The following is an 11,755-nucleotide window of genomic DNA, read 5'->3' as shown; positions in this document are numbered from 1 at the left end:
CATCTCCCGCCCGATCATTCCGCGGCCTGGGCGAGCGAGCCCGACGGCTCGGCAGCGCGCTTTTCCATCTGCCGGATCGCCAGATGCATCCACATCAGGCAGACGCCCACCAGCACGAAGAGCAGCATGAAGCAGCTCGACCAGATACCGGTGAGGTCGTTGAGCGCGCCGAACGCGATGGGGAGGATGAAACCACCGAGGCCGCCGATCATGCCGACAAGGCCGCCCACCGCGCCGACATTGTCGGGATAGTAGACCGGGATGTGCTTGTAGACGGCCGCCTTGCCGAGGCTCATGAAGAAGCCCAGCACGAAGGCAACCGCCACGAAGGCAACCGGGCCGATGGCCATGTGGAATGCGATCTGCCCGTCGATGCCCTGCACGAGATAGTCGGTCGCCGGGATCGACAGCACTGCGCAGCACACGGCGGAGACCGCAAAGGTCCAGTAGAGCACGGTGCGTGCGCCAACGCGGTCGGAGAGCACGCCGCCATAAGCGCGGAAGATCGAGGCGGGGATGGAATAAGCCGCGCCGATCATGCCGGCGGTGGCGATGTCGAAGCCGTAGACGCCGATCAGGTAGCGCGGCAGCCACAGCGCCAGCGCGACGAAGGCGCCGAACGCGAAGAAGTAGTAGAGCGCGAAGCGCCAGACCCGCATGTCGCGCAGCGGTGCAAATTCGGCCAGGAAGCTTCGCGGCTGGCCGGCGCCGGTGAGGCGACGCTGGCGGATCACCGGGTCATCCTCAGTGGAGAGCCAGAAGACAGCGGCCATCAGCACAAGCGCGGCGGCCCACACCAGCGCCACGCTCTGCCAGCCCCATGCCAGCAGCACGAAGGGCGCCGCGAACTTGGTCACGGCCGCGCCGACATTGCCGACGCCGAAGATACCGAGCGCCGTACCCTGGCGCCCCGCCGGATAGAAGCGCGAGACATAGGCGACGCCGACCGCGAAGGAGCCGCCCGCAAGGCCGACACCGAGGGCGGCGACCAGCATCTGCGCATAGGTAGTGGCAAAGGCGAGCAGGAACGTCGCCAGCGCCGATGCAAGCATGGTCGCGGTGTAGACCAGCCGGCCGCCGAGACGGTCGGTCCAGATGCCGAGCAGCATGCGGACGAGGGATCCGGTCAGGATCGGCATGCCGACCAGGAGGCCGAACTGCGTTTCGCTCAGGCCGAGCTCGTCTTTGATGCGAACGCCGATGATCGAGAAAATCGTCCATACGGCGAAGCAGACGGTGAAAGCGATGGTGGACATTGCAAGCGCCCGGCTGGCGGGGCTTTCTGGAATTGGGGTGGTCTTGGTGGCTTCAGTCATTTCTGGCTCCATCATCAGCCCCTGGGAGTGGCTGTGCGCTGGCTGAAAACAGAAAAAGCCGCCGATCAGTCTTCACGCGCACCGGTATACGGGCACGCGACAGAAGCTGATCGGCGGCTTTGCCTGATGCGCCCGTCATTGGACGCGAAATCTGAAGGCCCTTCATCAGGCCTGCAAATAACCAAGCAGTTTACGTGCCAGTTTCAGAATTGAAGTGAAGAACGAGCAATATCAGATATTTACGCGCCAACGCCACTTGTTGCGGGCTGACGCGGCTGACCACTTTTTATTCAAAGCGTCGTTGTTGCCAGCCCAAGATTTGTGCACTGCACGACAAAAGGCAGGGTGCCGGACGCGATCCAGGCCGCTATGACAGGCTCAGATATCGAGCGATCTGGTCCGGATCGAAGACCCCGCCATCGAAGAAGCCGTCGGGGCCCAGAACAAGGCTTGCCCCCGCCGATCCGACTGGCGTCGCCTTGACCAGCGATCCCTCCACCTTGGCGTTTGCACCCGGCAGGGCGACGCCGAGCGGGCCGAGCGCGGCGCGGTAAAGATCCGGACGATAAGTCTCGCGCGCGATGTGCTCGCCAGCTTCGCTGGCCTCGATCTGGCCCCAGCGGGCCATCTGGCTGTAGAACCACAGCGCATGGCTTCGCCACGGGAAGGTGGCAGCCCGCGCAAGCGGTACAAAGAAGTCGTCGACGGCGATCACGCCCCCATCGCCATTCAGGAGTTGCCCCGACAGCGCCGGCATAAGCCATTCGACATCGCATCCGACATAGCCGGGCCGCGCGAGAATCGCCGCCAGTTCCGCATGGTTGGCGGCCTCGCCGCACCATTGCGCTGCACGATAGAGCGCGCGCAGCAGCATGCCGAGCGACTCGGGATTGGCGTCCGCCCACTCGGCGGACACGCCCAGCACCTTCTCCGGGCTCGAACGCCAGATCTTCGATTTTGTCGTGACGATGCGGCCCGTTCCATGGAATACGGAGGCGCTGTTCCAAGGCTCACCTACGCAATAGCCGTCGATGCGGCCCGCTGCCAGCGCATCAGGCATCAACGGCGGGGGCACGATCACGATGTCTGTGTCCCGCTGTGGATCGATCCCGCACGCGGCCAGCCAGTAGCGTAATTCGTAGTTGTGCCCGGAATGCGGGTGCACCACCGCGAAGCGTAGCTTCTCTGTCCCTTGCCGCGATGCGATCACCTGTCGCAGCGCCGCGCCATTGATGGCAGGGTCAAGATCATGGGAAGCGCCTACCTCCCGCATCGCCGCCCACAGTCGTCCCGAAACAGTCACCGCATTGCCGCCCAGCCCCAGCGCCATCGGCGCGATGGTGGGTGTGGCCAGCGGTGCAAGGCCGAGATTGAAGGCAATCGGCATCGGCGCCAGCATATGTGCGGCGGCGAAATGGCCCACCGCAAGCCTGTCTCGGACGCTCGCCCAGGAGTTCTCGCGCACCAGCACGAGATCGATCCCTTCAGCTTCCGCAAACCCCTTTTCGCGCGCGGCGATGAGCAGAGCGCTATCCAGAAGTGGCAGGAAGCCGACCGTGATCCGGCAATCGGCGGTCATGTCTCGTCTCCCGGTTCGAGCAATCCGGCTGCGGTGATGAGGCTCTGCGCGATCTCGGCGATCTTGCGATTCTGGTTCATGGCCGTCTTGCGCAAAAGCGCATAGGCTCGGTCTTCCGAGATGCCGCGCGACTTCATCAGGATGCCCCTAGCCCGCTCGACCAGCTTGCGGTTCTCCAGTTCCGTACGCGCTTCCTCCAGTTCTCGCGCCATGCGCGAGAAGGCGTTGAAGCGGCTAATCGCCATGTCTACGATCGGCTTGACCCGTTCCTTGCGCAGTCCATCGATCACATAGGCCGATACGCCGGCCTCGACCGCGGCTTCGATCGAGGATGCATCCGAATGGTCCACAAACATTGCGATGGGACGCCTTACTGCCTTTGCAAGCTGGAAGAGGCTTTCCAGCATATCGCGATTTGGGTTCTCAAGATCGATCACGATTACATCTGGATCCAGTGTCTCGATCCTGGTGGCGATCCCGTCTATTTCGCTGACGACCCAAACATCTGCGTAGCCAGCCTCACGCAGTCCTGCCTCGATGATCGATGCACGGATCGTGTTTTCGTCGATGACGAGTATCTTAAGGTTAGAACGCACACTCATTCATAGCATCATGAATCAACGAACCTATTGTGCGTTGCAACATATACGTTGAGCTTTATATGGCTGTCCATGTATGTGAGCCCCGCGTCGGAGAGTGCCTCACTACCATGGACGGCCGTGCGGAATAAGCGCGCAAAAAAGAGGACCGTCTTGTGGGCTTGTAGTGGGGCTACTGCCCCTTCCTGGGACCGTTTCAACGGGTCTCGCCACTGCCCACAACCATCTTCTCGATCGTCACAGCCACGAAGCCGATCGGCGCGCCCTTACACCCCGCTAATGGCACTACTACATGGCGGCGCGAAATCATGAGAGCACCAACCTTGTGCGGTCACCTCAATCCAGCCCGAAGCTAGCGTCGGTTGCACAGCTCTTGCCTCGACGCACTCCCCCCCCGGACTTCCTGGCCAGGATCAGAGGTCCCGCCATAGGTGGTCTTGATCACCTGCAGCTCACACTACAGGACTGGATTGCCACGAAAGCGATGCTTCCGCGAATGCGTCACCGAGATTGGCGGACGGAGGATACCTCACAATCAGCCGTCAGCGGCCTCAATCTTCTCGGCGGCTTCGCGCCGCCTAATCATAATCAACTTGGCAAGGCAGCCACAGGCCATCAAGTTGATCCGCAAACGCCAAGGGATCAACGGAATGACGACGGCCGCATTCTTTGCCAAAATCCGCACCTATGCTGAGCTGTCCGGAGAAGCGGAGCAGGCCTGGGCGTCCCTCCTGCGTCCGCGCCATTATCGCAAGGACGAAATCTTCGTACAGGCAGGCACTGTTCCCACAACTTTCGCCTTCGTTGTCGAAGGTCTGCTGTGCCAGCACTATGTCGGTCGCGGGGGCGATCTGGTCATCAAATACTTCTTCCCGGAAAACCGCATTGGTGCGTCTGTGAGTGCAACGATGCTGCGCGAACCCAGCCTCTTTACGATTACAGCCATCGAGAACAGTCATGTCCTCGAATATGACTTCGCGGCTTTCAAGGCGCTGGTTTATACATATCCGGACATTGCAGCCTTCTATATCGCCTACATGGAGCGTCACTGGATCATCGAAAAGGAGCCGGTGGAGATCGCGTTCCGCCATGACGATGCCATGCAGCGTTACCTCGATTTCATTCGCAAGGAACCGCATCTTCATAAGCGCTTGAAACAGCATCACATCGCTGCCTGGCTCGGCATCACGCCGGAGAGCCTCAGCCGCTTGCGTAAAAAGATTGCCTTTGGCCGTTTGGGCAAGCGGTAGCTCGCATTCTTACCAAACATCAATTCGCCCGCGCTCCGATCACTCTAAGCGTCATGTCCAAGCAGTCGCCGTGGCGGTCACGCCGACGCTTCAACCTGCCGGCAGTCACTGCTCAAGCTGTTGCCGTCGGAAAATGGAGGGACATGAACAATGACCAGGATGATTTTCGTGAATCTGCCGGTTACCGACCTGGCCAAGTCGGAAGCTTTCTACGAAGCGCTGGGTTTCACCAAAAATCCGCAATTCAGCGATGACGGCAGCGCCTGCATGGTGGTGTCGGAGACGATCCATGTCATGCTGCTCACCCACGCGAAATGGAAGAGTTTCACCAGTCGTCAGATCGCACCCGCACATTCAAGCGAAGTGCTTTTGGCATTGTCGTGCGACAGCCGTGACGCGGTCGATGCAATGAATTCAGCAGCAGCGAAGCATGATGGCACAGCCGACATCAACCCGGCCCAAGACCTAGGCTTCATGTACAACCGCAACTTCGCTGACCCCGACGGTCACGTCTGGGAAGCAATGTACATGGACATGAGCACCATGCCGACAGATTAGTCACGATCGATCTGCCCTGAAATCGGACCGCCAAGGATCGTGGATCTCGCGTCCAATGTCGAGTCGCTCCGGCGCCAGGGCGCCGGGTCAAGCGCTGGCTGCAGCCTTCTGGCGGCTGCGTTTCTTGGGAGCCGGCGCTGACGGCTTCCGCCCAAGTCCCATGGACTTGGCTAGAGCGGATCGCGCTGCTGAATAGCCCGGTGCTACCATGGGGTAGTCGTGCGGCAGCCCCCATTTGTCGCGGTACTCGGCTGGCGTGAGGCCATAATGGACGCTGAGGTGACGCTTGAGCGACTTGAATTTTTTGCCGTCCTCAAGGCAGATGATGTAGTCGTCATGCACCGACTTTTTCACCGGAACTGCAGGCTTCAGTGCCGCCACGGTTTCCTGCACTGCACCGCTGGTCAATCCGGCAAGCGATTTGTGGACGCTCTCGATCAGGTCAGCCAGTTCCCTCATCGGAAGGGGGTTCTTGGACACGTAGGCCGACACGATGTCGGCTGTCAGGGCGACGAGCTGGTCGCGTTCTCCCTGTTTATTCATAGCTTGACTCCTGTCGTCACTCGCGAGATTGCCGAATTCGGTTGGAGCGATAGACGGCTCTTACGCGGAACGCAATCCGCGCGCTTTTGCTAACGTCGTGTACGTGGTGGAACGGTTCCGAAGTCGTTTAGAGTCTCGCTCGGTAGCTCATCGCGCAGACCTGCACGCTATTTTAGCGTCTGGATGAGCGGAAATCGAGCGGGGAGGCACGCCAGTTCCCCGTCAAGTTTGAGCATATCCTTTCGCAAGAACATCGTGCTGGACGCTGACGCTATCAGATAGTCTGGAGCGCTTGCAGCCAAATCGTTGGCGGAAATATGAGGATGGTAATATGGCGGTCGGCCAATCTTCAAGCCCTCCTCCTCTGAACGGCTGATTCGACGCCGTCGAGGATAAGACCTATTCCGAACTCGAATGCGCGATCGAAATCCCACTGACGCGGCAGCTCCATTTGTTCCAGCACCTTGAAACTGAACCCGGCAATGCGGTTTCTCTGGGCGGCCGCATTTGGCTCCAGGTCGACGTAGTCTCCGCGGCTCTGGTAGGTAGCCTGCATGAGCGTGAAGCTGACGAGCGTGAAATATGTTCGCACGCTATCAAGGTCCGACAGACCCGCCTGGCCGAGAGCTCTTAGGGTTATCTCCATAGGCGCGAAGGCGCTGGTGGGTGCGATATCAGGCCCCTCCAACAGGCGACTCAGGCCTGGATGCCGCAGGCAGAGGGCGCGAAACTCACTAAAGCAATAGACTACCTGGTCGCGCCAGCCCGAGGCGCCGCCGTCAAACATTGCTTTGTCGAGGACATATGATGCAATCGCGCGCAACAGATCGTCCTTGCTGTCGACGTGATTATAGAGGGCCATTGGCGTCACCCTCAGAGATTTAGCGACGGCTCGCATAGAGACGGCCTCCACCCCCTCTCGGTCGAGAAGACGGAGGCCGGCCTCAATGACCTTGCCCCGTGTTAGGTCGCGGGCTCTCATAGACCGACTCGCGGACGGTGAATCTGGGCGCTGCGGATACGCATCTCCTATTGTGTAAGTGCGACGGCCATGGCGATCAGGCTCAATGTTGCAAGTCCGGCGCGTGCCATATGCGAATACTCCCAGATATCCCTGAGTTGGCGCCAATCCCCATCCTGACCTGCAAAGGCGGAAAAGAACCCCGAGCCCAAGCCTGAGACGCGTGTGTCCTTCAGCCAAACACTGTTCACGGGATGGGTAACGAACCAGTAGGTCAGATGCCCGACCACGAGAAACACAAATGCGGCAGCGATCCACCAGGAGCGCTCCGATCCGAAGGGCGTGAGCAGGAGCAGGATGGGCAGCAACAGCAGCGCACCCAACTCGCCGACGAGCCCGCCGATGGTGAACCCCGGATAGTAGATTGCCTGAACAAGGCGGTAGTCTTTTTCCTCGAGCCGGAGCTTGCCGGGAAATTCGAGCGCGTGGGCCAAGGCCAGTCCCATCGTGACGGCAACTAGGACAAGCGCGATCACGGCAAGCGCTTGGGTCATTGATAGATACCTCATGAGCGTCATCTTATCTCAGATATATATACAGTGTATATTTAGAATCCTGGAAGCGCAATGCCGCGAAAGCGTGTTTTTCAGATAGCGAATCGTCCCGGGAGTGCTGACACCGGACAGCCAGAGATGTCATTCGGGCTTTACGGCAAGAGCAGCTGCACGCTGGAAAAGGCTCCAGCCATCCGCCCGTAGATGATCAGACCGACCTTCCGCAGACGAATGCCAGCCCGACAACTTCATAGATCAAAATGCGCTGCTTTAGACGGCTTCGCTTGTATGCATGGGCGCCTACTTTCGGAACTGCACCTGTCCTCACGCGTTGGCACCTTTAGACACAGGAGGCGACCATGATGGCGTTCTTTCGCAGCCTGTTGGCTGAGTTATTGCCGCAAAAGCCCAAGGCCATCCGTCGACGGGCTCCCAAAGATCGCAGGCCAGCTCAACAGCCGAAACGACAGGAGCCCGTAACGTTCGGTCGACGACGAAACCAAGTGCCGAAACGCGGCATGCGGTGAGGCATCAGGGGATTATCGTCTGCTGGCCTGTCGCAACGCGGAACCGTACCCCAGGGTGACGCATTGGCCGCAATGTCTCCTACGCGCCGAATCGAGGCCGGCATGATACTCAAACTCCTGACTCTTGCACTGACCGCCCTAATCGTCATTCCCGGAGGAGCTCACCTCTTCGAACTTCCGGCCAAGATGGGCATGAATGAGGCTGAATATTTCACGGTCCAGCCGATCTATGAAGGGTGGGCGTTGTTTGCGGTCCCCATCTTCGCCGCGATCGCCGCAAACGGATTTTTGGCTTGGAGGCTCCGCAGGCAAGACAGGAGGGCGGCACGCTGGGCGCTCGTTTCAGCGATCCTCATCTGTCTGACACTCGTGTTCTTTTTTCTCTGGGTATTTCCGGGCAACCAGGCGACCGCGAACTGGACCTCGACGCCGGACAACTGGGAGGAGTTGAGACGCAGGTGGGAATACGGACATGCCGTAAATGCAGTCAGTACCTTCGTCGCACTCCTCGCCACCGGGCGCGCGATTATCGAAGGTTCCGACATTGACGGGAGGCGCTGACCAAGAGTGCTCCCCTCCGACCGTGGAGCGCGGAGCGGAGACGGGCTACGCGCTGCATTGTGACACCCGCGTGAAATCAACGGCGGCTATCCGAAATTCACAGAATAGAGCAAGCTGCGTGTAATGTGACAGTTCCCATCTATGCCTAAGCTGACGTGAATAAGGCGATTAGGCTCGCCGGACACTAACGTCCCGAGCCTTCGGTGCGACCAGACACCCATCCGGCGCGACGGGCCAGGGTGTCGATCTCGCCACTGGCCGCGTATTTAGATTCGCGCATAAGACGGATTGCGGGCTTGAGCAGGAAGAGGGCGGAGCCGCCGATAAACAGGCACGTTCCGACCGTCTTGGTGCCCTCCCAAAGGAACAAGATGCTGCCCGCGAGGAAACTGACGGCCGCGCCCACGTCCACAATCGTGTACCACAGCTCGAAGGCGGCATAGACCCGCTTGCGATGTTCGGTTTGCGCGGGATCGTGATAATTGAACATCCGTGAGATCATGAGACCGTCTCCTTTGTTTGAGAAGCCGCCAAGCGCTTGTTAACCCGTGGCCAGCGCCACGCTCATGCTTCCGTCGCTCTCGAGTATCAGGGTCGCGACATCTTCTATGCGATGGCCGCCGCTTGATCGAACCGCGCTCAGAGCTTCATCCTTTGTGATACGTTCTCGGCGCATGGTGACCTCGCAGTATTGTCCGTCCTTGGCCAGAAGAGCGGGTTCCGAACGAATAAGATCCGCAGCGGTCGGGGAGCGAACGGAGGTGAAAGTGACGGCGAACTGGGCGGCGATGAGCAGTGCAAGTGCGACCGCTCCCTCTGCAAGTGCGATCGACTCTTGCAGGATAATGGCAGATAGCGTCGAACCAAGTGCCACGGTCACAACCAGGTCGAATGCGTTGAGTTTAGCGAGCGTTCGCTTGCCCGAAATGCGAAGGAAGACCACCAGGACGGCGTAGGCCAGAAGCCCGACGATCACTGCCCGCACGATCCCCTCCCAGTCCTGGAAGAACATGTCGCTCCAGTTCATGTGAGTCTCCTGCGTTCGGTGGTTCTATTCGTGGCCTTCAAGATCGGCGATCAGTGACTCGCTGGTCATGACAGCAAGTAAAATGGGATCATGGCCCTGTCGGCGACATCGCCTGTAGTTGCCTGACTCCGCGCCAATCCGAAGGAAGCGGCGAAGAGGATTACTGCGGCGAGAAGAGGAGAGAAGAAAAGCTCACCTTGAAGGTTTTGTTGTCCAACATCGCCCCGAAAATAACGGCCTCGAAACGGCGATCACCGGCTCGAAACGGGCATAGCTCATCGTTCTCTCTTACTCGATGAAGTCCAACGCAAGCTGCTCGCCTGAAGTTCCATGATCCAGCAGGACAGGGCCTGCGCGCAGGCAGACCGACGCGCTTCTTGAAGCGAAAGCTCAGAGCGTCAAAATCTTACGATCTCACGATCCACTCGTGGCGCATGGGCTCTACGACGGACCATTGCGGTGGTCACGGCTGGCAATCGAGCCTGAGCCAACGGTGCATCTATGCGAACGCGAGGGGCGATCGCCTATCCCGCAGGCGGCCTCCCATCCTGCCGGATGGCGAGGCCCAGTGATCAACGGTGTCTTAGCAGTCGCCTTCGCCTGCATCACACCCAGCTTCATTCATGTTGCTGCCAGCTTAGATATAGATATCGTTAGTCCGGCATAAGCTCTTGATCTTCGCCTCGGTTTCGGCGAACGGCAAAAACGTCGTGTGAGCCCGATTGGGCCCAAAAATTCCACCGAAGGCTGTCCTCGCCAACCCGGTTCCAGAGGCGTAGCCGCAGTAAACGACCATGCCGCTTCCGACGTGCTGACTGCCTTTGGTTCCTTCTAGCTGTATCCCGCTGGCGCCGAATTTGGTTTCGAGTGCACTCACGACGAATTCGCGTTCCTGGTCGCTTATTTGATAGGGGGCGTGCATCGACGAGGCCCCACCATCTGCGCCACTTGTCGTACACCCGGCAAGCGCAGCCACAGCTGCTAATGCAACGAAGTTCCAACTTTTCATATTCCGACTTCCCTTGTGAATTAGACAATCGGAATTGTGCTGCTTAGGCCCCCTGCCCGTGCCACAACCCCTGATAACGATAGGCGAATCTTCTCAGTGACTTCAAGGGCTTATACTACGAGGCGTATATCGGTTGTGATGCGCGCCGCCGTTGAAAGGCCATCTCTCAAGTTGAGTGTTATTTCGCTTTATAGATCTCGTCGTGGCTCTCGGCCCGACAAGAGGTTTCCTGACGCAACCTCGGGAATGGTTGCGTTTGCAATGTCCTGCGGCAATTCGGTGATATCACTGCCATCGCCCGCGCGATGACGTTGCGCAGAAAGTCCTGCTACACGCGGCGCGAGCACCCGGCGCATGAGCGAGGTGATCGCGCTCGACAGCCACCACGCGAGCGGCAGGATCAGCACCGCAAGCGCGATCAGCGGCAGGGCAACGGCGACCCTACGGGCCAGCGCCTCGATCCCCGATAGAGCGGGCGCGAGATTCCAGCTGACCTCCTTTGGCTCGTTGTCGATATGGCCAACTGTTCCCGGTTCGTGAAGGCCGGCTTGTGGCGAGCAGGTTATCCGAATTGGGAGCAGAAATACGAACGCCAGCTTTCGCTTGATGCGTGGCCAAAAGCAGACCGCCCGTTCCCGGTCCCGATCAAGCCGACGATCGTCCACGCCAAAACGGCGGCATCCGCGAAGTCGTCGAGGACCTCCGAACGTGTCGGCCGAGGACGACTTCCAGAAGGAGGTGGGCCGCACTACGGCGCGCCCCTGTTTCTATCGCCTCGTGGGTGATGCGTCCTGATGTTAAACCCTTCCGAAGGCTGCGGCGTCATGAAAAGCGGGTTACGGAATGGAACATTTCATCACTCACGCTCCCCCCAATAGATGCCGGGCGGCTTCTCCTCGTTTCGGCGATGGATGTTAGAAAGGCACCATTCGTCACTCGCAGGAATGACATGCAGGACATGCTCCGCATTTTCGGCTTCGAAAACCTCTCGCGCCTATGCTCTGGCTCTTGCGGTGTTTCCTCCGAAATCGAACACGACAGAAATATTCATGCGGAGGAGCTGTACAGCGAGCGATGCCATAAGGCCGCGGCATCTCTTCGACGCAGCTGTATAGTGCTCAACCGTGCGCATTTCGAAGCCCAGTGTGGCGATCCACTCGTCTTCGCAGAACACCGCTGCGGGAAGTCGATAACCGACTTCGCGAGCGAGCGTGGTCTTTCCGGATCCCGCCGTTCCGCAGATGAAATGAAGCGCCACCAAAACAATCTCC

At 59.4% G+C, this 11,755-nt stretch carries 14 protein-coding genes; 3 read left to right on the top strand and 11 right to left on the bottom strand.

Going from position 1 to position 11,755, the window contains the following annotated elements:
- Positions 1 to 14 precede the first annotated feature (14 nt).
- The 3 genes from ACVJNE_RS20525 to ACVJNE_RS20515 form a co-directional block, all read right to left on the bottom strand.
- Complete coding sequence (locus ACVJNE_RS20525; RefSeq protein WP_499568609.1) at positions 15 to 1,316, bottom strand: MFS transporter; 1,302 nt, start codon at positions 1,314 to 1,316, stop codon at positions 15 to 17.
- Positions 1,317 to 1,683: 367 nt separating this feature from the next.
- The gene (locus ACVJNE_RS20520) at positions 1,684 to 2,895 is read right to left on the bottom strand and encodes a CmpA/NrtA family ABC transporter substrate-binding protein (protein WP_499568607.1); all 1,212 of its coding nucleotides are present in this window, start codon (positions 2,893 to 2,895) and stop codon (positions 1,684 to 1,686) included.
- Positions 2,892 to 3,497 carry an ANTAR domain-containing response regulator gene (locus ACVJNE_RS20515; RefSeq protein WP_499568605.1) on the bottom strand — a complete coding sequence of 202 codons (606 nt, stop codon included), beginning with the start codon at positions 3,495 to 3,497 and terminating at the stop codon, positions 2,892 to 2,894. Before ACVJNE_RS20515 ends, ACVJNE_RS20520 begins: the two co-directional genes overlap by 4 nt.
- Positions 3,498 to 4,144: 647 nt before the next feature.
- Here ACVJNE_RS20515 and ACVJNE_RS20510 point away from each other — a divergent pair.
- Entirely contained in the window at positions 4,145 to 4,744 is a 600-nt protein-coding gene (locus ACVJNE_RS20510; protein WP_499568603.1) for a Crp/Fnr family transcriptional regulator, read from the top strand.
- A gap of 150 nt (positions 4,745 to 4,894) precedes the next feature.
- A complete protein-coding gene (locus ACVJNE_RS20505; RefSeq protein ID WP_499568601.1) occupies positions 4,895 to 5,302 on the top strand; it encodes a VOC family protein in 408 nt (135 codons plus the stop codon).
- An 87-nt stretch (positions 5,303 to 5,389) separates the two neighbouring features.
- Here the strand turns inward: ACVJNE_RS20505 and ACVJNE_RS20500 are convergent, their stop codons facing one another.
- From ACVJNE_RS20500 to ACVJNE_RS20490, 3 genes are all read right to left on the bottom strand, one after another.
- A complete protein-coding gene (locus ACVJNE_RS20500; protein ID WP_499568600.1) occupies positions 5,390 to 5,845 on the bottom strand; it encodes a Ros/MucR family transcriptional regulator in 456 nt (151 codons plus the stop codon).
- 349 nt (positions 5,846 to 6,194) lie between these two features.
- On the bottom strand, positions 6,195 to 6,827 hold the full coding sequence (locus ACVJNE_RS20495; RefSeq protein WP_499568598.1) for a TetR/AcrR family transcriptional regulator: 633 nt from the start codon (positions 6,825 to 6,827) through the stop codon (positions 6,195 to 6,197).
- A gap of 47 nt (positions 6,828 to 6,874) precedes the next feature.
- Positions 6,875 to 7,360 carry a DUF1772 domain-containing protein gene (locus ACVJNE_RS20490; RefSeq protein ID WP_499568597.1) on the bottom strand — a complete coding sequence of 162 codons (486 nt, stop codon included), beginning with the start codon at positions 7,358 to 7,360 and terminating at the stop codon, positions 6,875 to 6,877.
- 629 nt (positions 7,361 to 7,989) lie between these two features.
- Between ACVJNE_RS20490 and ACVJNE_RS20485 the strand changes: the two genes are divergently transcribed.
- Positions 7,990 to 8,448 (top strand): DUF1772 domain-containing protein, encoded by a 459-nt coding sequence (locus tag ACVJNE_RS20485; RefSeq protein WP_499568595.1) that lies wholly within the window; start codon positions 7,990 to 7,992, stop codon positions 8,446 to 8,448.
- 184 nt (positions 8,449 to 8,632) lie between these two features.
- Here the strand turns inward: ACVJNE_RS20485 and ACVJNE_RS20480 are convergent, their stop codons facing one another.
- The 5 genes from ACVJNE_RS20480 to ACVJNE_RS20460 form a co-directional block, all read right to left on the bottom strand.
- Positions 8,633 to 8,950 carry a YrhK family protein gene (locus ACVJNE_RS20480; protein ID WP_499568593.1) on the bottom strand — a complete coding sequence of 106 codons (318 nt, stop codon included), beginning with the start codon at positions 8,948 to 8,950 and terminating at the stop codon, positions 8,633 to 8,635.
- Between the two features lie 39 nt (positions 8,951 to 8,989).
- Positions 8,990 to 9,475, bottom strand: coding sequence for a DUF421 domain-containing protein (locus ACVJNE_RS20475; RefSeq protein WP_499568592.1), 486 nt, complete (start codon positions 9,473 to 9,475; stop codon positions 8,990 to 8,992).
- Positions 9,476 to 10,112: 637 nt separating this feature from the next.
- Positions 10,113 to 10,484, bottom strand: a complete 372-nt coding sequence (locus ACVJNE_RS20470) for a hypothetical protein (protein ID WP_499568590.1) — start codon at positions 10,482 to 10,484, stop codon at positions 10,113 to 10,115.
- Positions 10,485 to 10,672: 188 nt separating this feature from the next.
- Positions 10,673 to 11,149 (bottom strand): hypothetical protein, encoded by a 477-nt coding sequence (locus tag ACVJNE_RS20465; protein WP_499568588.1) that lies wholly within the window; start codon positions 11,147 to 11,149, stop codon positions 10,673 to 10,675.
- A gap of 329 nt (positions 11,150 to 11,478) precedes the next feature.
- Positions 11,479 to 11,742, bottom strand: coding sequence for a P-loop nucleotide/nucleoside kinase family protein (locus ACVJNE_RS20460; protein WP_499568586.1), 264 nt, complete (start codon positions 11,740 to 11,742; stop codon positions 11,479 to 11,481).
- Between the last annotated feature and the right edge of the window lie 13 nt (positions 11,743 to 11,755).

This window comes from Mesorhizobium sp. DxT (genome assembly GCF_058448885.1).
The sequence above is the reverse complement of the archived record's forward strand: the minus strand, read 5'-3'. Positions and strand labels throughout refer to the sequence as shown.

Excerpts from the sequence above, each read along its gene's own strand:
- ACVJNE_RS20525 (WP_499568609.1), bottom strand. The coding sequence starts at position 1,316 with ATGACTGAAGCCACCAAGACCACCCCAATTCCAGAAAGCCCCGCCAGC.
- ACVJNE_RS20520 (WP_499568607.1), bottom strand. The coding sequence starts at position 2,895 with ATGACCGCCGATTGCCGGATCACGGTCGGCTTCCTGCCACTTCTGGAT.
- ACVJNE_RS20515 (WP_499568605.1), bottom strand. The coding sequence starts at position 3,497 with ATGAGTGTGCGTTCTAACCTTAAGATACTCGTCATCGACGAAAACACG.
- ACVJNE_RS20510 (WP_499568603.1), top strand. The coding sequence starts at position 4,145 with ATGACGACGGCCGCATTCTTTGCCAAAATCCGCACCTATGCTGAGCTG.
- ACVJNE_RS20505 (WP_499568601.1), top strand. The coding sequence starts at position 4,895 with ATGACCAGGATGATTTTCGTGAATCTGCCGGTTACCGACCTGGCCAAG.
- ACVJNE_RS20500 (WP_499568600.1), bottom strand. The coding sequence starts at position 5,845 with ATGAATAAACAGGGAGAACGCGACCAGCTCGTCGCCCTGACAGCCGAC.
- ACVJNE_RS20495 (WP_499568598.1), bottom strand. The coding sequence starts at position 6,827 with ATGAGAGCCCGCGACCTAACACGGGGCAAGGTCATTGAGGCCGGCCTC.
- ACVJNE_RS20490 (WP_499568597.1), bottom strand. The coding sequence starts at position 7,360 with ATGACCCAAGCGCTTGCCGTGATCGCGCTTGTCCTAGTTGCCGTCACG.
- ACVJNE_RS20485 (WP_499568595.1), top strand. The coding sequence starts at position 7,990 with ATGATACTCAAACTCCTGACTCTTGCACTGACCGCCCTAATCGTCATT.
- ACVJNE_RS20480 (WP_499568593.1), bottom strand. The coding sequence starts at position 8,950 with ATGATCTCACGGATGTTCAATTATCACGATCCCGCGCAAACCGAACAT.
- ACVJNE_RS20475 (WP_499568592.1), bottom strand. The coding sequence starts at position 9,475 with ATGAACTGGAGCGACATGTTCTTCCAGGACTGGGAGGGGATCGTGCGG.
- ACVJNE_RS20470 (WP_499568590.1), bottom strand. The coding sequence starts at position 10,484 with ATGAAAAGTTGGAACTTCGTTGCATTAGCAGCTGTGGCTGCGCTTGCC.